This is a genomic window from Epibacterium sp. ABZ3_068 (assembly GCF_056159265.1).
On the sequence record NZ_JBSWUV010000001.1, the window covers coordinates 1,004,245 to 1,028,941 of the forward strand.

Here is a 24,697-nt window from a genome sequence, read left to right on the forward strand (position 1 = left end):
TTCGAAATCTAACGAACTGATTATGACTGCGAATCACAGATTCGGCTGGCTGGGTTCAGATAAATTTCATGCTCAACGCACACTTCTCTTGAGAACAATCAGAAGTGGATCAAGACAAAGATCTATCATTCTTATTTCCGCACCCCAAGCAATTCCCGTTTCGGGAGGGAATAATGGAAGAAATACAGTTATATTTCAGGTGCATCAATAAGCATGAAACGACACATTCAATTACCAGATTTTCTCACAACTGAATTTTCTCGTTAATCCTCTATTCAATCAAAGGTTGGCAGTCTGTGCAACGAAACAGTTGAACCGGAGACTCCGATGAAACTTCGAGTTGCAATGCTAACGACCATCCTGCCGCTGCTCGCACTGGCAGGTTACTTTGCTGTACTCCACCTAAAGACAGAACGCGCGCTGAGAGATCACGCCTATATGTCGAGCAAGAAAATACATGAGGAAACACATGTCTCAAATCTCATTCACCAACTTCAGCGTGAACGCGGATACTCGGCGGGTTTCCTTGCATCTGAAGGGCGAAATTTCGCCAATGAACTGGTGCAGCAGCATAAGGAAACGGACAGTTTTATTTCCCCAGTCCTAAATGAGACTGCGGATCTACGCGGTGATCACGCAGAAAGCTACGACAAGATGCTGGAGGAAATCACCCAGATGTCCGTGATCAGGGCGAAGGTCACCAAAGCTGAACTGGACGCGAAGTCAGCTGTAGCCTTTTATACAGCACTCATTCACGATCTCTTAGCGGTCTCCCATCATCTGGAAACCGGCGAAACACGTGGAATTATCCAGGCAATCCTTGAGGTACGCACCCTTGTCGGCGCAGCAAAGGAAAAAGCCGGTTTGGAACGTGCAGCGGGCGCAACGGGGCTGGGCTCCGAATTTGACCTTCGCCTGCACAATAGATTTATTCTACTCAGTGGTGCGCAGCAAGGCTTGCTGGAAGAGGCTGAGATCCTTCTTCATGAATTACATATAGGGAACAACATCTATACGCACTCCAGCTATCAGCAGATCAAGGCCGCACGCGAAACCATAGAAAATGGGTTCGGCACCGGAAACTACCACGGTTTAACAGCCCCCGAATGGTTTCAACTCTCCACAGACTGGATTGACCATCTTCGCAGCATTGAAGTGGATTTAGATCAACAAATCACCGAAATGTCGGACGCAATGTACCTGAAAGCCAACCAGAACTTACAACAGTTCCTTTGGATCTGCATTGCGGGCATGGTGATAATGGGAATCTTTTCATTCTTTATCTTCGAACGCATGATCTGGCGGATCAAATCCCTGACCAACGTTGTCGATGATTTTGCAAAGGGTAACTTTGACATTTTTGTTCCCGGCATCGACCGAAAGGACGAATTGAGCAAAATGGCCAAGGCGATCTATCATTTCAAACAAGAAACTCTTGCCATGCGTCGGGCTGCGGAAGAGTTGAAAGCATCTGATGAAGCCGCCCTAAATGCCAAACACGGGCGTGTTGTTGAGTTGGTCACAGAAGGTCTGGCAGCATTGGCCAAAGCCGATCTGACAAGCCATTTTGATGAACCCTTGGATGGCGAGTATGATGAAATTCGATGCGACTTTAATACGGCGTCCGAGCGACTGCGCACAGTGCTCGCCTCCATTGCGGAGACAGTTTCAGATTTGGACCAAGCCTCTGCAGCCATGAAGTCCTCAGCCCTTGATCTTGCCTCACGTACCAACGAGCAAGTCGACACAATTCGGGACACAACCGAACGCGTAGACGCGCTTTCGTCCGACGTAGAGACCTTTGGAAACGAAATTATTTCTGCCGCCAGCCTGGCGGGCGCGGCACGGGAACGAGCCAACACCTCGGCCGAGGTCATGCGCGAAGCTGTGGATGCCATGAGCCGCATTCAGAACTCTTCTGAACAGATCGGGCAGATCATTTCGATGATAGAGGACATTTCATTCCAAACCAATTTGCTTGCTCTGAACGCAGGCGTAGAAGCCGCACGCGCCGGCGAAGCCGGCCGCGGCTTTGCTGTTGTGGCGTCGGAAGTGCGCGCCCTTGCACAACGCGCCAGCACCGCCGCAATGGAGATCAAACAGCTGGTCGACGAAAGCGGAACGCATGTAAATTCAGGCGTACAACTGGTTGATCGCACAGGTGCTGCGCTCGAAGAAATTTCGACGGATATCACCCGTGTCGATGACGTTCTGACCCGGATCTCTGAGGCTTCACAAGATCAGATTAACAGCCTTCACGATCTGACCTCCGCAATGAAAGTGATCAACAATCTTGCCGGGCAAAACACTTCAATGGCAATGGATACCCAAACGGCTTCTGGTGATATCGCAACCAGATCCAGCCGTTTGGCAGATCTGATTTGTGATTTTAAACTGCAAGAGGACAAGAAACCAGCTCCGGCCGAACGAGCCGCATGAGGCAGATGTACTGCCGTAGGCCAATCTCTTTAGGGCTACGGCTCGGCACTGAACCGCATGCGGAGAGGAGATTAAAACTTGCGAAACAGCCGAGTTAGATCAAATAGATCATCCAACCTTTCATAACGGGTTCTGGTCTCGTCCCAGCTCTCTTCCTGGGTCGCAGCAATCATCGCCTCAAGCAACATCATGGTAGAGATATTTGAGTCCCACGCCGACGGAATTTCACCCCAGCAATTGAACGTTTGATTGGACGAAGCAGCAATCGGACTGCCCCATTGATCTGTGATCAGTATGATGTGTACCCCGCGCTCTCGCGCCAATTCAGCAAGCCGCTGCAAATTGGTCTCGTAGCGGCGCACGTCGAACATCAGCAACGTATCCCCTTCGACCATATCCAAAACGTAGTGCGGCCATGTCGCGGAGGACGAAGTCATATGCGTCACGCGCTGCCGAACCGCCTGAAAATGTGTGAATGCATAATCCGCAAGCGCCCGAGTTATGCGTCCACCAACCACAAAAAGCCGCCCTTTGGTATTGGCGAGCTGCGAAACGGCCGAATCAAATGAATCGGTATCCAGATTTGAAAAAGTCTGTCCAAGGTTATGTGTCACAGCCTCCGCAAACCGATTGAGCATATGCCCTTCCGGCGCATCCGACGCCCAATTGTCCCGGCGCTGGGTCGGACCGGAAACCTTTGCCTCGAGCTCCTCGCGCAACGCTTGGTGAAATTGAGGATACCCTTTAAAACCAAGCTTTTGCACCATTCGCGCGACAGTTGGCGTGGAGACGCCCGCGCTTTGTGCAACGATAGTGATCGAAGCCAGACCGGCAGCCGGATAATTGTCCAGAAGCGCCTGTGCAAACTTACGTTCGGTCTGCGTCAGCGCTGAATATTGCTCGCGGATGAGCTCTCTTACTGAGGCTGCCGGCTTGGACACTTTTGCTCTCTCTCGTCTGTGATCAATTCACTTTGCTTAATCGCTGAACAGATGTTTTCAAAGCTTCCCCGATCAACTGCGAGCGACTGAAAGTATATTGACAGAAAAAAAGTCACGTGGAAACATCTTTCCAAAAACAAGGGAGTGCTTACGTGCAAGGCGATTCCACATCACCTTTTGATCCAGTGGAAGTGATCAATGCAAACGGACAGAGTCCGGTGCTGCTCCTATGCGAACACGCAAGCCATCACATCCCTCCCAGATATGACGGATTGGGTCTGACAACCGAAGCGGCCACCAGCCATGCCGCATGGGACCCGGGCGCGCGGGCGCTGTCTGTTTATCTTGCCCAAGCATTGGATGCTCCCGTGGTTGCAAGCACCGTTTCTCGATTGGTTTACGATTGCAATCGCCCACCAAACGCGCCGTCGGCCATGCCCGAGAAATCGGAACTGATCGATATCCCGGGCAACCGAAACCTTTCACAAGACCAGCGGGACGAACGGGTTTACTCGGTGTATCAACCATTCTGTACTGCGGTTCAGGATATCATCACGGCTCGGAGTAAACGGAAGCTGCAAAGCCTGATTGTAACACTGCACAGCTTTACGCCTGTCTACTTTGGTAAAGAACGCGCAGTCGAAATTGGCATTTTGCATGATAGCGACAGCGCGTTTGCGGAACTGATGCTGGAACAGGCCAGTTCTCTTCCAAACCGCAAAGTTGAGCGTAATGCGCCCTACGGTCCCGAGGACGGCGTGACTCATTCTCTGCTTTTGCATGGGATCAAAAACGGACTTCCAAATGTCATGATCGAAGTACGCAATGACCTTCTGACCAGCGACGCTGATGTCTTTGCAATCGCAAACGAGCTGCTTTTCCTGCTGCGCCCCGCTATTGCGCAGCTCACCCATGGGGGGCAGTCAGATGCCTAGCTGGATCCGCGCATATGTGCGCGCAATAGATACCCTCAATCGCTGGATAGGGCGATTTGCGATGTATCTGATTTTTGCGCTGATTGGCGTTCTCTTGTGGTCGTCGATCTCCAAGACATTCTTTAATCCGTCTCTCTGGACGCTGGAGACCGCGCAATTTGTCATGGTCGCCTATTACATCCTGGGCGGCCCTTATTCGATTCAGATGGGATCGAATGTGCGGATGGACCTTTTCTATGGAGGCTGGTCAGTGCGCACAAAGGCAATGATCGACGCTTCCACAGTGCTTTTCCTCATGTTTTATTTATGGATGCTGCTTTACGGCGCCGTCAGTTCAACCGCCTATTCGCTTGGATACTTTGGGCTGGAGCCGTTCCAGTTCTTTTGGGATCTGTTCAAAACGCTCTTGTCAGACGGGCTGTCCGGCGCACAGGAGAAAATCGGTTATCTCGAACGCTCATCCACAGCCTGGCGCCCGTTCCTGTGGCCCGTAAAAACCATCCTTTGCTTTGGTGTCCTTCTGATGTTGTTGCAATGCGTTGCTGAACTGTTTCGCGACATCGGTCGCCTGCGTGGAGTCGAGCTCTGATGCCTTACGAAATGATCGCAATCCTCATGTTCGCGGGCATGATGCTGATGCTAATGACCGGGCAGCGAGTGTTCGGCGCCATTGGCTTTGTCGGCGCGCTTGCAGGATTGATGCTTTGGGGCACGGGCGGATCCGAGATCCCGTTTTCAGCCGCAATGAAGCTGATGAAATGGTACCCGCTGCTGACCCTGCCGATGTTTATCTTTATGGGATACGTCTTGTCGGAATCCAAGATTGCCGATGATCTGTACAAGATGTTTCACGTCTGGATGGGGCCTGTGCGCGGCGGTCTTGCCATCGGCACAATCGGTTTGATGGTCCTGATCTCTGCCATGAACGGCCTAAGTGTTGCTGGAATGGCAATCGGCGCAACAATTGCACTGCCCGAACTGCTGCGGCGTGGCTATGACAAGATCATGGTGACCGGCGTCATCCAGGCCGGGTCCTCCCTGGGTATTCTGGTTCCACCGTCGGTCGTTCTTGTGCTTTACGCGATGATCGCGCGCCAACCCGTCGGGCAGCTGTGGCTTGCAGGCGTAATCCCGGGGCTTTTGATGGCAACCATGTTTGTCATCTACATCTATGTCCGATGCCGTCTGCAGCCGGAATTGGGTCCTGTATTGCCCAAGGAAGAGCGCGACGTACCGATGAGTGAAAAGCTGCGCCTTTTGCGGGCAGGCCTGCTGCCGATCGGTATCTTTGCGGCGATGATGGTCCCCTTTGTGAACGGCTGGACATCACTGGTGGAAAGCTCGGCCATTGGCGCAATCACCGCGTTTCTTGCGGCGGTGCTCAAAGGTCGTATGAACAAAGAAGTCTTTGAAACTTCGGTCCGCTCCACCTTGGGCATCTCCTGCATGTTCATGTGGATCATTCTTGCGGCGCTTGGATTTGGCGCAATCTTTGACGGGCTCGGCGCGGTCAAGGCGATCGAGGATCTGTTCACCGATCAACTTGGCCTCAGCCCGTGGATGATCCTGATCCTGATGCAGCTGAGCTTTATCATCATGGGCACATTCCTGGACGACACGGCAATGCTGGTGATCGTGGCGCCCCTTTATGTGCCGTTGGTCGGAGCGCTGGGGTTTGATCTGATCTGGTACGGCGTCCTCTACACGATCACCACCCAGATCGCCTATATGACACCGCCTTTTGGCTACAACCTCTTCCTGATGCGCGCGATGGCTCCGCCGGAAATCGGGCTCAAGGACATCTATATCTCTATCATCCCCTTTGCCGGGGTCATGGTCGTGGCCCTCGCCCTGATCATGCTGTTCCCGCAGATAGCCCTTTGGCTGCCGGAATATGTCTACGGAAAATAACCCCGAAGAAGAGCCCAAAAACGGGCCGAACAACCAACAAGGAGTAAGGAAATGACATCAAGACGTAAGTTTCTGCAAACCGCAGGAGTTGGCGCAATCGCCGCCCCGCTGGCGACCCCCGCCCTGGCGCAATCCACCATCAAATGGCGCATGCAAACCTATGCTGGTGCGGCCCTGGCTGAACATGTCGTGAAGCCCGCCATTGATATGTTCAACAAGATCGCAGGCGACCGCATGCAGATCGAACTGTTCTATGCGGACCAACTGGTGCCGACCGGCGAATTGTTCCGTGCCATGCAACGCGGCACCATCGACGCGGTGCAATCGGATGATGACTCCATGGCCTCTCCGACAGAAGTAACTGTCTTTGGCGGCTACTTCCCCTTTGCGTCGCGCTATTCTCTCGATGTGCCGGTCCTGTTCAACCAATACGGCCTGAATGAGATCTGGGACGAGGAATACTCCAAGGTCGGCGTCAAACATATCTCCGCCGGGGCCTGGGATCCCTGCCACTTTGCCACCAAAGATCCGATCAACTCGCTTGCGGACCTGAAAGGCAAGCGCGTCTTTACCTTCCCAACTGCGGGCCGCTTCCTGGCACAGTTCGGCGTTGTACCCGTCACCCTGCCGTGGGAAGACATTGAAGTTGCGGTTCAAACCGGCGAGTTGGACGGCATCGCCTGGTCCGGCATCACCGAAGATTACACCGTCGGTTGGTCCAAAGTGACCGACTACTTCTTGACCAACAACATCTCGGGCGCGTGGGCCGGGTCATTCTTTGCCAACCAGGGTCGCTGGAACGAGCTGCCCGAAGATCTGCAGACCCTGTTCCGCGTCTGCTGTGACCAGTCCCATTACTATCGCCAGTGGTGGTATTGGGGTGGCGAGGCGTCCCTGCGCGTCAATGGCAGCGACATGAAGCTGACCACCATTCCGGACGATGAATGGCAGCAGGTCGAAGATGCTGCGGTTAAATTCTGGGATGAGATCGCCACTGAAAGCCCAACAAAGGCCAAGGTTGTTGAGATCTTCAAGAAATACAACGCTGACATGCACAAAGCCGGTCGCCCTTATCGCTATGGCTGATCAAACGGCCCGCATCCCCGGTTGGGGATGCGCGGCTCAAACTGTGACCGCCCCATTGGGGCGGTCTCCGCTTGATAACAAAAAGAGACCTCGCCCATGCCCGGCCCCTTCACTCTTGATGCCCTCCGCGCCGATATCGAAAGCGGCCAGATCGACACCGTCCTGACCTGCATCATCGACATGCAGGGCCGCCTGATGGGCAAACGGTTTCACGCCGAAGCCTTCCTGGAAATGGCCGAGGACGAAACCCATTGCTGCAACTACCTGTTGGCCACCGATCTCGCTATGGCCACCCCCGATGGGTATGCATCCACCAGCTGGGAGCGCGGCTATGGCGACTATGTGATGAAGCCCGATCTGTCGACCATTCGTCCGGTACCCTGGCTCGATGGAACCGCATTGGTGCTGTGCGATGTGCTCGACCACCATCATCACCAACCGATCCCATTTGCGCCCCGCGAGATGTTGAAAAAGCAGATCCAGCGCGCCTCCGCTCTGGGGTTCACGCCGATCATGGCGACCGAGCTTGAGTTCTTCCTGTTCCAGGGCACCCATGACGAGATTGCCCGCAACGGTTTTAAATTGCAGCCGATCTCCAACTACAACGAAGATTACCACATCTTTCAGACCTCCAAGGAAGAACCGGTCATGCGCCCGATCCGCAATCACTTGCGTGCCATGGGCATTCCGGTCGAGGGTTCCAAAGGAGAGGCTGAGGCCGGTCAGGAAGAGTTGAACGTCAAATACGACGAGGCACTGGCAACTGCAGATCACCACACGCTGGCCAAACACGGGATCAAGGAAATCGCACACCAGCAGGGGTTCGCCGCCAGCTTCCTGCCGAAATGGCATGCAGACCGTGTAGGGTCCGCGTCCCACGTCCACCAATCGTTGTGGAGGGATGGTCAGAACGCCTTCTTTGATGCAAAGCAACCATTGGGCAAATCCCGTCTGATGGATCACTATATGGCGGGCCTGATGAAATATGCCGCCGACTATACCTATTTCATGGCGCCCTATATCAACAGCTACAAACGTTTTGCCAAAGGCTCCTTTGCCCCAACACAAACCGTATGGTCCGTTGATAACCGGACTGCCGCGTTCCGCCTGTGTGGGGACGGAACCAAAGCCGTGCGGGTGGAATGCCGGGTCCCAGGTGCGGATATGAACCCGTATCTGGCGCAGGCCGCGATGTTGGCCGCTGGCCTGAAAGGCATCGAAGAAGAACTGGAGCTGCCTGCGCAGTTCACAGGTGATGCCTATAGCAATGACGAAGCACTACATATTCCCGGCACCTTGCGGGACGCCCGCGATGCGCTCTTGGCGTCTGACATGCTGAAAGAGGCGCTGGGTGAAGACGTTGTTGCCCATTATGCCCGCGCTGCGGAATGGGAAATCGAAGAGTTTAACCGTGTGGTCACAGACTACGAAATTGCACGAGGCTTTGAAAAAGCATGAGCACCCTAAAATGTATCTCACCGATTGACGGATCGGTTTTTGCTGAGCGCGACGTGTTGTCGATGGATGCAGCAAAGCAGGCTGTCGCGACGGCGCGCAGCGCGCAAAAGTCCTGGGCAGCCCGTCCGCTACAGGAACGGATCGATCTCGTCATGGCTGGCGTTGCAGCTGTCGGCGCGATGAATGAGGAGATCGTCCCAGAACTCGCCCATATGATGGGCCGTCCCGTGCGCTATGGGGGTGAGTTTGGCGGGTTCAAAGAACGCGCCTCCTACATGGCAGAAATCGCGCAAGAGGCCCTGGCGGACATCGAAGTTGGTGAAGACGCCACGTTTAAACGCTATATCAAACGCATCCCTCATGGTGTGGTGCTGGTCGTGGCCCCCTGGAACTACCCATATATGACCGCAATCAACACCGTGGCTCCGGCGCTGATTGCCGGAAACACCGTTGTTCTGAAACACGCAACCCAAACCCTGTTGGTTGGGGAACGTATGGCGCAGGCCTTCCATGCTGCGGGCGTGCCGGAAGACGTTTTCCAGAACGTCTTCCTGGACCATGACACAACCAGCACATTGATCGCAGAGAACGCCTTTGATTTCATAAACTTCACAGGTTCTGTGGGCGGCGGGCAAGCTATGGAGCGTGCCGCGGCAGGCACCTTCACCGGCGTCGGCACAGAGCTCGGCGGTAAAGATCCCGGTTATGTAATGGAAGACGCAGATCTTGAGGCTGCGATTGAAACATTGATAGATGGGGCGATGTTCAATTCCGGCCAGTGCTGCTGCGGAATCGAGCGGATTTATGTCCATGAAAGCCTCTATGACGCCTTTGTGGAACATGCCGTGGCCTTGGTGAACTCCTACAAACTTGGCAATCCTCTGGACGAGGCAACAACACTGGGGCCGATGGCCAATGAACGCTTTGCCGCAGAGGTCCGCTTTCAGATTGCCGAGGCGGTCAAACAAGGCGCAAGGGCGCATATCGATACATTCGCAGAAGACAACGGTGGCGCCTATTTGACACCGCAGATCCTGACAGGGGTCACCCATGACATGCGGGTGATGCGTGAGGAAAGCTTTGGTCCAGTGGTTGGCATCATGAAGGTCTCTTCGGATGCAGAAGCCATAGCATTGATGAACGACAGCGAATTCGGCCTTACCGCATCACTCTGGACCAAAGACCTGGATCGCGCGATGGCTATTGGCGATCAGTTGGAGACCGGCACCGTGTTTATGAACCGGGCGGACTATCTGGATCCCGGCCTGTGCTGGACGGGATGTAAAAACACCGGACGTGGTGGCGGCCTGTCGATCATCGGCTATCAGAACCTCACCCGTCCCAAATCCTACCATCTGAAAAAGGTGACATCATGAGCCTTGTTGGAAACTGGTCCTATCCGACCACCATCAAATTCGGCGCGGGCCGGATCAAAGAGCTGGCCGAAGCCTGCGCCACCGCCGGGATCACAAACCCGTTGTTGGTAACAGACAAAGGTCTGGCCAACCTGCCGATCACCACGGCCACGCTGGACATTATGGAGGCTGCAGGCCTGGGGCGCGGTCTTTTTGCGGATGTGGACCCCAACCCGAACGAGATCAATCTGGACGCCGGTGTTGCGGCCTACAAAGCCGGTGGCCACGACGGTGTCATCGCCTTTGGCGGCGGCTCCGGTCTGGATCTGGGAAAAATGGTCGCCTTTATGGCGGGCCAAACCCGCCCTGTCTGGGATTTCGAAGATGTCGGCGATTGGTGGACCCGTGCCGATGCTGATGCAATCGCTCCGATCATTGCGGTGCCCACAACAGCAGGCACCGGTTCCGAAGTGGGCCGCGCCAGCGTGATCACCAACTCGGTGACACATGTGAAAAAGATCATCTTTCACCCCAAGGTTCTGCCTGCCGTGGTGATCTGCGATCCCGAACTGACCGTGGGCATGCCTGCCTTCATCACCGCGGGCACCGGGCTTGATGCTTTTGCTCATTGTGTGGAGGCCTATTCCTCGCCCTTCTACCACCCGATGTCGCAAGGCATTGCGCTGGAGGGCATGCGCTTGGTCAAAGAATACCTGCCGCGCGCCTACAAGGATGGCACCGACATAGAGGCACGCGCGCATATGATGTCCGCTGCTGCGATGGGAGCCACTGCATTCCAGAAAGGCCTGGGTGCCATTCATGCCATGAGCCACCCAATCGGCGCGGTGTTCAACACCCACCACGGCACCACAAACGCGGTCTGTATGCCTGCGGTTCTTGAGTTCAACGCACCCGAAGTTGCGGACCGGTTTGCCCATGCTGCTGACTACCTCGGGATTGACGGCGGGTTCGACGGCTTCCGCACATATGTACAAAATCTGAACGACAGCCTCGGCATTCCGCGTTCTCTATCCGATCTGGGCGTGACAGAAAGTGCGATCCCCGAATTGGTAAAGGGTGCGTTGACAGACCCGTCTTGTGGCGGCAACCCGATTGAGCTGACCGAGGCGAACCTCACACAGCTTTTTAAAGCAGCACTTTAAACAGCCTATTGCTTGCAATGCCCTCCAACTCTGTTGGGGGGCATCTTGTTACAAGGACTGCCCGACACTGATCGTGGATTGCAGCACGTCTAGAATCGGTTCCAGCGGCGCCTTAGAGTGGCGGGCCTGCAAAACGATCTGAGCCGCGCGTTGTCCGACATCACGCCTGCGCGCATCGGTGGTCGCAAGATCCAGCGGCAACCCCTGCAGGATTTCCAGATTATTGAAACCTGCCAGCGCAACATCCTGAGGAACAGACACACCATTGGCCAGGCAATGCATCAAGCCGCCCACGCACATCACGTCGCTGGAATAATAGAGGCAGTCCACATCAGGAGTGGTCTGCAGCATCCTCTCGGTCAGGTCGCGGCCAGTCTGGATGGACGAGTCACCGGAATAGGTCACCTGATCCACCAGCTTTAGATCCACCTCTTCAAGCGCAGCAACAAAACCCGCCATGCGTTTACGTGCCCGGAAATCCCGCGGCAGTTTGGTGCCGATGAAGCCAATGCGCCGGTACCCACGCGACAGGATTTCACGTCCCATATCGTATCCTGCACTGTGATGGGAAATCCCCACACAATGGCTGACCGGATCTCCGTCAGTATCCATGACTTCCACAACCGGGCAGGACGCTTGCCTCAGCATACGACACGTCGCTTGATTATGTTCAAGGCCCGCCACAATCAGCCCGGACGGGCGCCAGCTGAGCATTTCGCGAATGACAGCTTCTTCCTCGCTCAGGTCATAGCCGCTGACACCGACAACAGGTTTGAGATCGCTTCCCGTCAGGGTCTCTGAGATGCCAGACAACACCTCGGGAAAAACATAGCTGTTCAGCGACGGAACAACCACGGCCACCAGATTGACTGATTGAGACGACAAAGACCCTGCGATCCGGTTCGGGACATACCCATGCGCCGCCGCGATCTCTTCTACCTTGGCTTTTGTAGCCTTGGACACATCGGGCGCACCACGCAAAGCGCGTGAGGCTGTCATCTCACTCACTCCGGCGAGTTTAGCGATATCTTTGAGTAAAAGCTTTTTCGACATGGCACCCTCTTATCTGAATGCGGCGATCACATGACAGATCTAGATTTGCATCAGGGCTTGATTTTCGTCAATGTTATCGCTACCGGTAACGCAATCATTCCGAATGACTCGAAATTGATCCCGGAAGAATCCCGGAGGAGGCCCCATGACCCTGAAAATCGCAATCAATGGTTTTGGCCGCATCGGCCGTAACGTGCTGCGCGCCATTCTGGAGAACAATGTCAAAGACATTGAAGTCGTCGCCATCAATGATCTGTCTCCGCCAGAGACCCTTGCACATCTATTGAAGTTCGACAGTGTTCACGGTCGCCTTGGCCAGGATGTCACCATCGATGGTGAGACCATGAACGTCGGCAGCCAAACCATCCGCCTGACCGCAATCCGCAACCCGGAAGAGCTACCCTGGAGCGATGTAGACATTGCCTATGAATGCACTGGCCTCTTCACCGCACGTGACAAAGCTGCGCTGCACCTGAAAAACGGCTCCAAACGCGTCTTGATCTCTGCGCCAGGCAAAGAAAGCGATCGCACTGTTGTATATGGCGTCAACCACAGTGAGCTGACTGCAGAGGACGTGATCGTCTCTAACGCGTCCTGCACCACCAACTGTCTGGCACCGCTGGCAAAAGTTCTTGATGACACCTTTGGCATCAAGACAGGTTACATGACCACGATTCACGCCTACACGGGTGACCAGCCGACACATGACACAACGCACAAAGACCTCTACCGTGCACGTGCCGCAGCCATGTCTATGATCCCGACCTCTACGGGTGCTGCGCGCGCAATTTCAGAAGTTCTGCCACATCTGAAAGGCCGTCTGGAAGGGTCCGCCATTCGTGTTCCCACGCCAAATGTGTCACTGGTGGACCTGACCTTTGTACCAGAAAAAGAAGCCACGCGCGAAGCCATCGACGCCGCTGTCAAATCGGCGGCTGAAGGCCCGCTGAAAGGCATTCTGAACTTTAGCGACGAACCACTGGTGTCGGTTGATTTCAACCACGACATCCACTCCTCCACCTATGCGGCGGCGCAGACTTCGGTCACCTCCGAAGGTCTGGTGCGTGTGGTCAGCTGGTACGACAATGAATGGGGCTTTTCCAACCGTATGCTGGACACTGGCCGCGCCATGGGAGCATTCCTCTCCTAAACGCTCTCGCTTCCAAGGCGACAAGGCCGCGCATTTGCGCGGCCTTTTTGTGGGTTCTATGTTTAAAATGGGATACCCAGTTTTTTCAGAACGGGAAGCCGGGTCACCGCAAACGCCTCGGCCTGCTGACACAACTCCGCAAGATTTTCTTCTGGAGTCTCCAGCTGCCGACCATCTTTCAAAACCCGTTGCCCCTGTGGTGCCAGAATCATCCAGGCCAGTTCGGCCCAATCTTCGGGATTTTGGCGCCCTTCATGTATCGCAATCAGGAACAATTGCTCAAATCGGTTCACCTGGATCCCGCCGCCTGTAACAGGTGAAGCAAGAAAATGGATGTTTTCACTGTCCTCAGCCCGCTTACACACCGCCTTGTTCATGGTCTGGCAAGAGGCTTCGCGGTCCTGAATGCCGTCAAGCGACAAGCAGGGTGTAATGTGACTCGCCCCAACCAATGTCGTCAGCAGGTGGGTGATCTCCCCCCAGTTCATTTCTCCAAACGCACCATGATCCAACAATTGCTTGACGGTCATCGGTCTCTGCATAAGCGCGCGCAAGACCGGAGCACACTGGTGGAGCTTCAGTGGTACAGTACCCAATCGCCACTTTATGACGGGAAGGTCTTCGGTGAATGGGCGCGTCAAAGCCAGCGCAGTGTCAAACCACGCTCCAACCGCGCCGCGCTCTGTCTGACGTTGATATCCACGCACAAAGATATCTGTGCGGAACTGCTCATTAACCAGAATATCGCGCAGATTTTCGCGCTGAACCGGATCAATCTCCTGCTCTAACATCGCCGCTTGTGCGGGTTGCAAGTTTAAATCGTTGAGGTGATCAATTGGATTGGCCGAGCCCAGGAAATTCATCTTGGCCTCCCCCATATGCTCGGCCATGTCTGCAAAATGGATTGGCTGCCATCCCAGTGAAAGATACTCATGCGCCAAATAGTTTTTCGACATAGAACGCATCTTCTTCAGACGTTTCTCCAATCCCGGATTGTCCGTAAAATACTTGGCACCGGTGGCCTGGAGCGTTTCGCAAAAATCAAGCGCCGCTTCGATCCGGTCCGCAATCGGACCATCAGCGTTTTGCACCCGGTCAGCAAACAACCGGGCAAGAGGTGTTGCGGCGGACCACCCAGGTAAGGTGTTATAGCTCACATAAACCAAACCGCCCGGTTTCAGGCGCTTGCCAATGAAATCGAGGATGATCTGTTGATTTTCTTTGGAAACCCAAGTGTACACCCCGTGCAACGAGATGACATCAAATTTCTCCGGGAGCGATGCCTCGGTGCGGAAATCGTCAAACGATTGCTCATAGAAATGCAGATTGTCCAAACCGGCTTCCTGTGCCAGCTGCGACGCGCCAGCAATATGCGCTGGATTGAAATCCATAGCATAAAACTGAATGTGAGGGTTGGCAGCTGCCAGAATATTGGCCGTCATCCCATAGCCACATCCCAGCTCGCAATAGGTAACACCGTCTTGGTCCAGCCGGTGTTTCACACCTTTGGACGTAGCGCAAAAGGTTAACAAAGACGGGGTGAGTTCTCTCTGGAAATCATGGGTGTAATCCAGGTCAGCGGTATAACCCGCAGTCCAGTTGTTCATATCTAATACCTGCATCTTATGACGTATATTTGAGACAACAGGCGATTGGAACGAATAGTGACCCCAGCCACAGAATCTGCGGCTTTCTGGCTGCGTATGCCATGACAAATGGATAAATTGGTGCCTGCTTTGATCATGCACACAATTTAGGAAAAATGTCTGGATCAGTTCTTTAAGACACTGACCAATCAGTTCACGTTTCGATAAATCCTTTGTGAGATCGAGCTATGCCCGAGACAAAACCGTGAAAGCCGATGCATTCGGGCGTTGAGATTGGACCCGACCAAGACCTGCCCTAGATCCAAGGACGATGTTTTACTCCAAGGCATGTTCAAGGAGAGATCTATGTGGAAGATGCTAACTCTGTTGCTGATTGGCCTGGCAACTACAGCGCAGGCCGACATCGGACTTCCAAACGCGAAACCGCTCGGCACCGCATCGTTCCGGTGGCTCGGCGTGACTTTATACGATGCAACTCTCTATTCAAAGAACAACCGATTCAGCTGGCAGTCTCCGATGGCTTTGGAGTTGGAATACAGGAAAGGCATAAGTGGACGAAAACTGGCGGGTTCTGCTGGCATCGAACTCCGAAGGCTTGAGGGCACCCAGCCGGACTCCACTCAGTTTATGTCCAAGCTCGAAAAATGTTTTCGGGACGTCAAAAAAGGCGACAGATATGTTGCGCTGTCGACTTCGGAAAATCGACTGCAGCTATCTTTGAATGGGCAGCGCACGTGCACTGTCGAACATGCTGGCGCACGACAGCGTTTTTTGAGCATTTGGCTATCGCCCAAAAGCAGGATGCCCAGCTTGTCCAAACGCCTACGCGGAGAGTGAAGACGGGGCGCCAATCTATACGGCGCTTTGGATCTGTGCAACAGTTGGGCAAATGAACCTGTCCAGGATCCGCCCTCTTGCGCTCTGTCAGACTACGCCTCTTACTGCTGGCACTTCTACCGCTTAGCGTGCTCATTCCGCTGCTGTTGGTTCTTGCGATGGCACGTTGGAACGCGGACTACGATGATGTGTTAATCGCCAAAGTCGAAAGCGACTTGAAGATTGCAGAACAGTATCTGCAGCATCTGGAGGCAGTCACAGGTAATGCATTGGAACGTCTTGCTGAATCTCAAACGCTTGACCAAATCCTGAATGCGCCACCCCACGAACAGAACCGGTTTTGGGGTCAGCGCCGACGCGATCTGAAACTCGATTTCCTCTATTATGTTCCAGAGGGTGCGCTGCAACAACAGCATCTGAAATGGCCCATCATCGAAGCTGCCGCAAACGGCAGGACCCAGTTTGCGATCGACATCTTTTCCAGCGAGGATCTGGCCGCGCTTTCAACACATCTGGCAGACCAGGCACGGCTTCCCTTGATCGAAACCGAGGCCGCAGTTCCCACGACACGCCACGTCGAAGACAGGGGGATGGTAATCCACTCCGCAGCTCCGGTCCGACTGGGTGAGCACCGTGGGGTGTTGGTCGGGGGGATGCTGTTGAACCGTAATCTGGGTTTTATCGACACAATCAACGCACTGGTCTATCAGGACCACAGCTCTGGGCAGGGGCGCCAAGGAACCGCGACACTGTTTCTGGACGACACCCGCGTATCCACAAATGTTCGCCTGTTCGAGGATGTTCGCGCTCTTGGCACACGTGTTTCCGCCGTCGTGCGAAACGCGGTCTTGGTTCAGGGACAAACCTGGCTGGACCGGGCCTTTGTGGTAAATGACTGGTATATCTCCGGGTATCTGCCGCTGACTGACAGCTACGGAGAACGCGTTGGAATGCTTTATGTGGGCTTTCTGGAGGCCCCCTACTCTGCCGCCAAACGCGAGGCCTATTGGAGCATCATCGGTGTTTTTATCGTCGTGATGGCCATCTCAGCGCCGGTTTTTCTATGGTTGGCCAAAGGGATCTTTGCCCCCTTGGAACGTATGACCAAGACCATGCGGCGCGTGGAGCAAGGCAACCTTTCGGCGCGGATCGGGCTTGTCCCCAACAAGGATGAGATCGGGCAGGTTGCCCAACATCTGGATATGCTGCTCGATCAAGTGCAAGAACGCGACCGCCGCCTGCGGGAATGGGCCGATGAGCTGAACGCCCGCGTTGACAAGCGCACCGAACAGCTGAGCGCTGCAAATGCCAAACTGGAAGAGACATACAAACAGCTGGTCATGAGCGAGAAACTGGCCTCGATCGGGGAGATCACTGCAGGCGTCGCGCATGAGATCAACAACCCGGTTGCGGTCATTCAGGGGAATGTAGACGTTATTCGAATGATGCTTGACGAAAAGGCCGAACCGGTTGCAACCGAGTTGGATCTGATCGACAATCAGATTATGCGGATCAGCGCCATTGTTGGCAAACTGTTGCAATTCGCACGGCCTTCGGAATTTGGCAATTTCGCAGAATGCTTGAACATCGCACCGGTGCTTCAGGATTGTTTGGTCCTTGTCGCTCACAAGATCGCGCATCAGGAAATCACCGTTGAAACACAATTGGCCCAAGCCCCCGAAGTGCGCATCGACCCTGGTGAGCTTCAGCAAGTCATCGTCAATCTGATAATCAATGCAGCGCAGGCAATGGAGGAGCGCGGACGTCTGATCTTGTCGTTGGACACAGCCGAAAGAAATGGTTTACCCGGTGCTCTCATTACTGTGTCTGACAGCGGTCCAGGTATCCCCGCAGACAAGCTCAGCGCCGTCTTTGACCCCTTCTTTACAACAAAACTCGGTAAGGGCACCGGTCTCGGGCTGTCTATAAGCCAGTCCTTGATACAACGGGCGGGCGGGATCATTCAGGCGCGCAATATTGACCCCACGGGTGCAGAGTTTACGATCTGGCTACCATCAGCACACACTTTGGACATGGCTGCGCAGTAGATATCGCCTCAAAGATCCCAAGACGCGCATTTCCTGTCGATGGTTTTACGGGAGACGCCGAGCCTGCGTGCGGCTTCTGCCCGGTTTCCATCACATGCATCCAGCACATGCATTATGTGGCGCTGCGTTACCAAATCCAGTGATTCAATTGCCGCTAGCCCGGAAACGCCGCCATGGCCTGCGAATTCTTCAGGGAACTCACCCAGGATCATAGACCGCTCAATCAGGTTCCGTAGCTCGCGCACATTCCCCGGCCAATCATAACGGCTGAACTTCAAAAGCGTCTCTTCGTTCAACGCCAGTGCAGGCATGCCCAACGTGGTCGAAAACTGTTCCATAAAGAACGCCGCCAACTCGACGATGTCTTCGACACGATCCTTGAGCGGGGGCATCTCGATATTGACGACATTGATCCGGTGATACAGGTCAGCGCGGAACCGACCCTCCTGAACCGAGTCTTCAAGATCGGCATTGGTGGCAAACAGGAACCGAAGGTTGAGTGGAATGTCGCGTTCAGCTCCCAACGGTCGGACCCGGTGGTCCTCTAATACCCGTAACAATGCGGCCTGGACCTGATCGGGCATTTGGGCAATCTCGTCTAGGAATAAAGTGCCGCCATCAGCCAGCAGAAACAGTCCTCCTTGGCGGCGATCTTGCGCATCGGCTTGCCCAAACAGCTCTTGTGCAATCCGGTCGGGCGGAATGGTTGCGCAGTTAATGGCCACAAACGGATTATCTGCACGCTCCGACATAGAATGAAGCGTGCGGGCAGCAATTTCCTTGCCCGTGCCACTGGCGCCTGTGAACAGAACCGGTGTCGGCAGCGGCGCAAGACGACGCAGCATATCGCGCGCCCTGTTGATGGCGGCGGATTTGCCCAGCAACCGCCCCCGCGCAGCACCACCTTCAATCGAAAGCTCGTGCTTCAAAAGGTAGTTTTCCCGGCGCAGATATTTGCGATCAAGTGCACGCGCGACGGAATTCAGAATCTGGTTCGCCCGAAACGGCTTGAGCACAAAATCAGAAACACCGGTGCGCAGCGCCTGAATGGCTGTCTCCAGATCCGCATAGGCCGTCACAAGAATGGTATCAGCAAACAGGCCAACCTTGCGCTGTTCCTGAACCCACTCCAGACCGGTTTTTCCGGGCATAATATTGTCCAACACAACCAGATCAAAATGGCTCTGATCCAGAATAGCCGTTGCCTCATCTGCCGAAGCCGCCTGTTCCACGCGCTTACACCGTGGCTCCAGGATCTTGGTCATGAAGTTACGCATGCCCGGCTCGTCGTCGATCACCAGGATCGAGGCGCCGCTCAGGCTATCACCGTAATCGTCACGCGCCGGGGTATTCAGTTTCAATCGCGGCTATCCAATCTTACAGATGCACCAGACTGACGATCTGCTGACGCAAAACCAATTTCATCCAGTGCAAAATCCGCAGCCACTGCGATCACCAAGATCGCCGCAAATCCAGCAAACATCACTTTCATATCTGATCCCGCCTATGTGGCTTTATGATAAGTTATTTATCAGGTCTGGACTGAGTCTGTACAGCAACAACCCAGGTGTTGAGGCACCCCTTTCAGGATACCCGGTTTTCTCTATTCCGCAGGCTGATGAGCTGCGGCTTTGGCCTTTTCCTCTTCCAGCCAGATCGAGTGGTGCTGATACGCCCAGGCCTCATCCACTTCGCCCGTTCCCATGGCATCATAGGCCCCTTCCATCCCAACAGAACCGATGTAGATATGGGCAATGACGATGGCCATCAGGACAAAGGCCACAATCGCGTGCCAGGCCTGCGCCAGCTGCATTTCTTCCTGTGCGGCCAATTCGGTCGGCAGAACGCCCAGACCAACCATATCCGGCAGCCCCGTTGTGTTGAGGAACGCAAATGTCTTGGCAAACAATGGCAGCTCATAGGGGAACAGAAGCGACACGCCTGAGATCGCAATCGAGCCGCCAAACAGGATCACCGACCAAAAGATGACCTTTTGACCCGCGTTGAACTTCTTGGCCGGAGGGTGGTTCTTACCGATAATCCCGCCGAACTGTTTGATCCAGATGATGTCCCCACGGTTCGGGATATTGTGGCCAACCCACATCACAAAGATCATCACCAGCGCCAGGATAAACGCCCACGCTACGCTGTTGTGGATCCACTTTCCTGCGATCAACAGGACAGAGTTCACCTCATGCCCCAGAAACGGAATGATCCCGACGCGACCAAAGAGCGTCAGCAGGCCGGTAATACCCAGCAGAATGAAAGACCCCGCCAGCATCCAATGAGCAAATCGTTCAATGGCTTTGAACCGGGTCACCGTGCGACCGGTGCTTTCAGCATCAACTGCAATCCGTCCACGCAGCAGGTAGAACACAACAAGCGCGCCAATGGTTCCAAGAAGGAGCCAGCCGCCATAGGTGCGCAACGGGCCAGCACGGAACGCCAACCATGCCATGCCGCCATCCTGAACCAGTGTCGCAGCCACGTCTCCACCAGCTGAGACCCGCACATCGGCGCTGTCATAACGTAAGGCGCGCCACACATCCGCATCCGACGCACCACCCAAGGTACCAAGCTGATCGGTGGTCGCCTTGGCCGCATTCGGGTCACCGGTGTTCTCACGACGGAAACTGTCGTCGATTTTCAGCTGTTCTTGGCGTGCAAGAATATCCGACAGCGTCTGAGCACCACCCGTGGCAGAGCGATCCGGCGCGGTTTGCGCGATCGCAGGCACAGCCACCGCAGAGATCAGCGCCGACCATAGAATTGCAAAAGCAATGCGCAGCATCGGCACACTCCTTTGATATGAGTAAGTTACAACTTTTTCGATGTGCGGAACGGCCCGGGAAACCGGGCCATCCCGTTCTTCAGATCCGTATCGGATCAGCCACCTTTTTGGTCGTAGGCAGTGCCCCAACCCCAGGCGCCGGTGCCAAAGCCACGGGCCACAACACGCTCACGATAAACGGCGGAAACCGTGTCGCCGTCGCCAGCCAGAAGCGCTTTGGTTGAACACATCTCAGCACAGATTGGCAGCTTACCTTCGGCAATCCGGTTGCGACCATATTTCTGGAACTCAGCGGCGGAGTTGTTTTCCTCCGGACCACCGGCACAGAAGGTGCATTTGTCCATCTTGCCTCGGCTGCCAAAGTTGCCTGCCTGCGGGTACTGCGGCGCGCCAAAAGGGCACGCGTAAAAGCAGTAACCGCAGCCGATGCAGAGATCTTTGGAGTGCAGGACGACGCCCTCTTCGGATTGATAGAAACAATCCACCGGGCAGACAGCCATACAGGGCGCATCCGAACAATGCATACAGGCGACCGAGATCGACCGTTCACCAGGAGATCCATCATTGATGGTGACCACACGGCGGCGGTTGATGCCCCAGGGCACTTCGTGCTCGTTCTTACAAGCGGTGACACAGGCGTTGCATTCAATGCAGCGTTCGGCGTCACACAGGAACTTCGCTCTTGCCATAACGTCTTCTCCTTAAGCTGCGCTGATTTTGCAGAGAGTACACTTGGTCTCTTGCATCTGCGTGACCGAGTCATACCCGTAGGTCTGCGCGGTGTTGGTGCTTTCACCCAGAACAATCGGATCGGCGCCTTCTGGATATTTGTGGCGCAGATCTTCACCCTGGAAGTGACCGCCAAAGTGGAACGGCATAAAGGCCACGCCTTCGCCCACACGTGGTGTCACCATCGCCATCACCTTGACCTTGCCGCCTTCGGGACCTTCGACCCAGACCTGTTTGCCATCCCGCACACCAAGGTTGTTGGCATCGCGCGGGTTGATCTCGACAAACATGTCCTGCTGCAGCTCGGCCAGCCATGGGTTGGACCGGGTTTCATCGCCGCCCCCTTCATATTCAACCAGACGACCGGACGTCAGGATAATTGGGTAATCCTTTGCGACATCCTTTTTCTGGATCGAGGCATAAAGGGTTGGCAGACGATAATCGTGACGGTCCTCATAAGTCGGGTAATCGGCCACAAGGTCACGACGGTTGGTATAAAGCGGTTCGCGGTGGATTGGCACCGGATCCGGGAAGGTCCAGACAACCGCGCGGGCCTTGGCATTGCCAAAAGGCGCACATTCGTGCTTGATCGCAACCCTCTGGATACCTCCGGACAGGTCCGTTTTCCAGTTGGTCTTTGGACCCGCCACAGCGTCAATTGCGGCACGCTCCTCATCCGTCAGATCGCCATCCCAACCCAGATCCATAAGCATCTGCATTGTGAACTCCGGATAACCATCCTGGATTTCGGAATTCTTGGAATAGACCCCCTCGGCCAGAAGGTTATCCCCATCACGTTCTACACCAAAACGGGCACGGAAGGTCAGGCCACCCTCAGAGACCGGCATCGACATGTCATAAAGGTTCGGCGTGCCCGGATGCTTCATCTCCGGCGTGCCCCAGCACGGCCACGGCATACCATAGTAATCCCCGTCAGCAGGGCCACCGATGGCTTTGAGCGTGGTTTTGTCAAACGTGTGCTGGTTCGCCATGTGCAGTTTGATCCGCTCCGGCGACTGACCGGTATAGCCCACCGTCCACATACCCGCGTTGAACTCACGCGTGATGCTTTCAATATTGGGCGTTTCCGCGTCTTCCATCTCGATGTTGCGGAACAGACGATCGCCAAAGCCGAACTTGTTGGCAAACTTGGCGATGATCACATGATCCGGCAGCGATTCAAACAGCGGTTCAACCACCTGATCGCGCCACTGGATAGAACGGTTGGAGGCCGTCACAGAGCCACGTGTTTCGAACTGGGTACAAGCTGGCAGCAGGTAAACACCATCGGTGCGATCCTGCAGAACCGCAGTCACAGTCGGATAGGGATCCACCACGACCAACAGGTCCAGCTTCTCCATCGCCGTTTTCATTTCAGGCTGGCGGGTCTGCGAGTTCGGCGCATGCCCCCACAGAACCATGGCGCGCACGTTGTTTGGCTGCTCCATATTGTCTGCGTTTTCCAGAACACCGTCAATCCAGCGGCTGACCGGGATCCCCTTAAGATTCTGCAGCGACTTTTCTTTGCCATCGGCGCCCTTGATGGAGCCGAAACGACCGGCAAGCCAATCGGCATCTTCACCCCAAACACGACCCCAATGCGCCCATGCACCACCGCTCAGACCATAGTAGCCCGGCAGAGTATGGGACAGTACGCCAAGGTCCGTTGCACCCTGCACGTTGTCGTGACCACGGAAGATGTTGGTGCCGCCACCGGCGGTGCCCATATTGCCCAACGCCAGCTGCAACACACAGTATGCGCGCGTGTTGTTGTTGCCGGTCGTGTGCTGGGTGCCACCCATACACCAGATCACGGTGCCCGGACGGTTGTTGGCCAGCGTATGGGCCACGCGGCGCAGCTGCTCACCAGGGGTACCGGTGACGCGCTCAACCTCTTCGGGCGTCCATTTCTTCACCTCGGTGCGGATCTGATCCATCCCCCAAACACGGGTGCGAATGAACTCTTTGTCTTCCCAACCGTTTTCAAAGATGTGCCACAGGATACCCCACACCAGCGCCACATCGGTGCCGGGACGGAAGCGGACAAATTCATCCGCATGGGCCGCCGTGCGCGTAAAGCGCGGGTCACAAACGATCAACGGCGCGTTGTTCTGTTCCTTGGCTTTCAGAACGTGCTGCAGCGACACCGGGTGCGCTTCGGCAGGGTTTCCACCGATGATAAAGATCGCCTTGGACTTGTGGATGTCATTATAGCTGTTGGTCATGGCGCCGTAGCCCCATGTGTTCGCCACACCCGCAACCGTGGTCGAGTGACAGATCCGCGCCTGGTGGTCGACGTTATTGGTGCCCCAATAGGCGGCGAATTTACGGAACAGATAGGCCTGTTCATTGTTGTGCTTGGCCGAGCCCAGCCAATACACGCTGTCAGGTCCGCTTTCGTCGCGGATCTGCATCATCTGGTCGCCGACCTCATTAATGGCCTGCTCCCAGGAAATACGCTTCCACTCGCCACCCTCTCGTTTCATCGGGTATTTCAGGCGGCGTTCACCATGGGCGTGTTCACGCACCGACGCGCCTTTGGCACAGTGGGCACCCAGGTTGAACGGGCTGTCCCAACCGGGCTCCTGCCCGATCCAGACGCCGCCCTGAACCTCTGCCAGAACGGTACAGCCAACTGAACAGTGGGTGCAGACGGATTTGATGGTCTCAACAGCGCCTGCTGCAGCGGTGGCCGCATTGGCCTGGGTCACGCTACCGCCTGTGGCGCTGATTGCAGCCAGGCCACCAATGGCCAGGCCGGATCCGCGCAAAAACGCGCGGCGGTCAACGGAAGTTTCCGCAACCTTGGACAGGATACTTGTCCGCTGGGGGCGTCTCGCAACCCCGTTGGTCTTTTTCCTAAGCATTTAAACCTCCCTTGCTGTCCCTTTTGGGCCTAGCTCGGTCAATGAAGTGAAGCCTCTGGACGGTCGGGCGTTTCGCAACCAGTTGCCAGCGGCGGGATCGGGTCAAAGCGCCCGGTTCAAACTCAGAACCGGATGCTCTCGTAATAGGCGCGGGTATGCGCGGTATCCTGCATCTTGTCAGATGACAGATCCGGCTCTGGCGCAGCCTGTGCCTCGGAACCGGTTGTGGCCACGGCCAGTGCCGCCGCCGGGGCGGTGGTTGCCGCCAGTTTCAAAAAGTCACGGCGGGAATTGCCGCCTTCAGCCTTCTTGCTCATCAAAGTGATC

20 protein-coding genes are annotated in these 24,697 nt (G+C 55.2%); 11 read left to right on the plus strand and 9 right to left on the minus strand.

Annotation, left to right across the window (positions count from 1 at the left end):
* The first annotated feature begins 327 nt into the window (after positions 1–327).
* Positions 328–2,439, plus strand: coding sequence for a methyl-accepting chemotaxis protein (locus tag ACXAEW_RS04700; protein WP_474940222.1), 2,112 nt, complete (start codon positions 328–330; stop codon positions 2,437–2,439).
* 71 nt (positions 2,440–2,510) lie between these two features.
* Here ACXAEW_RS04700 and ACXAEW_RS04705 read toward each other — a convergent pair whose 3' ends face one another.
* The gene (locus ACXAEW_RS04705; protein ID WP_474940223.1) at positions 2,511–3,380 is read right to left on the minus strand and encodes a MurR/RpiR family transcriptional regulator; all 870 of its coding nucleotides are present in this window, start codon (positions 3,378–3,380) and stop codon (positions 2,511–2,513) included.
* A 152-nt stretch (positions 3,381–3,532) separates the two neighbouring features.
* On the opposite strand from ACXAEW_RS04705, the gene ACXAEW_RS04710 reads away from it, so the two are divergent.
* The 7 genes from ACXAEW_RS04710 to ACXAEW_RS04740 all read left to right on the plus strand — a co-directional run bounded on the left by ACXAEW_RS04710 (position 3,533) and on the right by ACXAEW_RS04740 (position 11,288).
* On the plus strand, positions 3,533–4,315 hold the full coding sequence (locus tag ACXAEW_RS04710) for an N-formylglutamate amidohydrolase (RefSeq protein ID WP_474940224.1): 783 nt from the start codon (positions 3,533–3,535) through the stop codon (positions 4,313–4,315).
* Entirely contained in the window at positions 4,308–4,904 is a 597-nt protein-coding gene (locus ACXAEW_RS04715; RefSeq protein ID WP_474940225.1) for a TRAP transporter small permease subunit, read from the plus strand. The genes ACXAEW_RS04710 and ACXAEW_RS04715 overlap by 8 nt, the downstream gene beginning before the upstream one ends.
* Positions 4,904–6,226 carry a TRAP transporter large permease gene (locus tag ACXAEW_RS04720; RefSeq protein ID WP_474940226.1) on the plus strand — a complete coding sequence of 441 codons (1,323 nt, stop codon included), beginning with the start codon at positions 4,904–4,906 and terminating at the stop codon, positions 6,224–6,226. Before ACXAEW_RS04715 ends, ACXAEW_RS04720 begins: the two co-directional genes overlap by 1 nt.
* Positions 6,227–6,277: 51 nt before the next feature.
* A complete protein-coding gene (locus tag ACXAEW_RS04725) occupies positions 6,278–7,312 on the plus strand; it encodes a TRAP transporter substrate-binding protein (RefSeq protein ID WP_474940227.1) in 1,035 nt (344 codons plus the stop codon).
* A 96-nt stretch (positions 7,313–7,408) separates the two neighbouring features.
* The gene (locus ACXAEW_RS04730) at positions 7,409–8,770 is read left to right on the plus strand and encodes a glutamine synthetase family protein (protein WP_474940228.1); all 1,362 of its coding nucleotides are present in this window, start codon (positions 7,409–7,411) and stop codon (positions 8,768–8,770) included.
* Positions 8,767–10,146: an aldehyde dehydrogenase family protein gene (locus ACXAEW_RS04735; RefSeq protein WP_474940229.1), complete on the plus strand. Its 1,380-nt coding sequence runs from the start codon at positions 8,767–8,769 to the stop codon at positions 10,144–10,146. Before ACXAEW_RS04730 ends, ACXAEW_RS04735 begins: the two co-directional genes overlap by 4 nt.
* The gene (locus ACXAEW_RS04740) at positions 10,143–11,288 is read left to right on the plus strand and encodes an iron-containing alcohol dehydrogenase (protein ID WP_474940230.1); all 1,146 of its coding nucleotides are present in this window, start codon (positions 10,143–10,145) and stop codon (positions 11,286–11,288) included. Before ACXAEW_RS04735 ends, ACXAEW_RS04740 begins: the two co-directional genes overlap by 4 nt.
* Positions 11,289–11,336: 48 nt before the next feature.
* Here the strand turns inward: ACXAEW_RS04740 and ACXAEW_RS04745 are convergent, their stop codons facing one another.
* Positions 11,337–12,341 (minus strand): LacI family DNA-binding transcriptional regulator, encoded by a 1,005-nt coding sequence (locus tag ACXAEW_RS04745; RefSeq protein WP_474940231.1) that lies wholly within the window; start codon positions 12,339–12,341, stop codon positions 11,337–11,339.
* Between the two features lie 145 nt (positions 12,342–12,486).
* On the opposite strand from ACXAEW_RS04745, the gene gap reads away from it, so the two are divergent.
* Complete coding sequence (gene gap, locus ACXAEW_RS04750) at positions 12,487–13,491, plus strand: type I glyceraldehyde-3-phosphate dehydrogenase (RefSeq protein ID WP_474940232.1); 1,005 nt, start codon at positions 12,487–12,489, stop codon at positions 13,489–13,491.
* 62 nt (positions 13,492–13,553) lie between these two features.
* Here the strand turns inward: gap and ACXAEW_RS04755 are convergent, their stop codons facing one another.
* Positions 13,554–15,098 (minus strand): methyltransferase regulatory domain-containing protein, encoded by a 1,545-nt coding sequence (locus tag ACXAEW_RS04755; RefSeq protein ID WP_474940233.1) that lies wholly within the window; start codon positions 15,096–15,098, stop codon positions 13,554–13,556.
* A 345-nt stretch (positions 15,099–15,443) separates the two neighbouring features.
* Here ACXAEW_RS04755 and ACXAEW_RS04760 point away from each other — a divergent pair, with 345 nt between their 5' ends.
* Positions 15,444–15,935: a chalcone isomerase family protein gene (locus tag ACXAEW_RS04760; protein WP_474940234.1), complete on the plus strand. Its 492-nt coding sequence runs from the start codon at positions 15,444–15,446 to the stop codon at positions 15,933–15,935.
* A gap of 77 nt (positions 15,936–16,012) precedes the next feature.
* A complete protein-coding gene (locus ACXAEW_RS04765) occupies positions 16,013–17,983 on the plus strand; it encodes a sensor histidine kinase (RefSeq protein WP_474940235.1) in 1,971 nt (656 codons plus the stop codon).
* Between the two features lie 8 nt (positions 17,984–17,991).
* On the opposite strand, the gene ACXAEW_RS04770 is transcribed toward ACXAEW_RS04765, so the two are convergent.
* From ACXAEW_RS04770 to ACXAEW_RS04795, 6 genes are all read right to left on the minus strand, one after another.
* The gene (locus tag ACXAEW_RS04770) at positions 17,992–19,344 is read right to left on the minus strand and encodes a sigma-54-dependent transcriptional regulator (RefSeq protein ID WP_474940236.1); all 1,353 of its coding nucleotides are present in this window, start codon (positions 19,342–19,344) and stop codon (positions 17,992–17,994) included.
* Positions 19,341–19,475, minus strand: a complete 135-nt coding sequence (locus ACXAEW_RS04775; protein ID WP_474940237.1) for a hypothetical protein — start codon at positions 19,473–19,475, stop codon at positions 19,341–19,343. The genes ACXAEW_RS04770 and ACXAEW_RS04775 overlap by 4 nt, the downstream gene beginning before the upstream one ends.
* A 111-nt stretch (positions 19,476–19,586) precedes the next feature.
* Complete coding sequence (locus ACXAEW_RS04780) at positions 19,587–20,774, minus strand: formate dehydrogenase subunit gamma (protein ID WP_474940238.1); 1,188 nt, start codon at positions 20,772–20,774, stop codon at positions 19,587–19,589.
* Between the two features lie 95 nt (positions 20,775–20,869).
* Positions 20,870–21,463: a formate dehydrogenase FDH3 subunit beta gene (gene fdh3B, locus ACXAEW_RS04785; protein ID WP_474940239.1), complete on the minus strand. Its 594-nt coding sequence runs from the start codon at positions 21,461–21,463 to the stop codon at positions 20,870–20,872.
* Between the two features lie 12 nt (positions 21,464–21,475).
* Positions 21,476–24,370 carry a formate dehydrogenase subunit alpha gene (locus tag ACXAEW_RS04790; RefSeq protein WP_474940240.1) on the minus strand — a complete coding sequence of 965 codons (2,895 nt, stop codon included), beginning with the start codon at positions 24,368–24,370 and terminating at the stop codon, positions 21,476–21,478.
* Between the two features lie 122 nt (positions 24,371–24,492).
* The gene (locus tag ACXAEW_RS04795) at positions 24,493–24,687 is read right to left on the minus strand and encodes a twin-arginine translocation signal domain-containing protein (RefSeq protein WP_474940241.1); all 195 of its coding nucleotides are present in this window, start codon (positions 24,685–24,687) and stop codon (positions 24,493–24,495) included.
* Between the last annotated feature and the right edge of the window lie 10 nt (positions 24,688–24,697).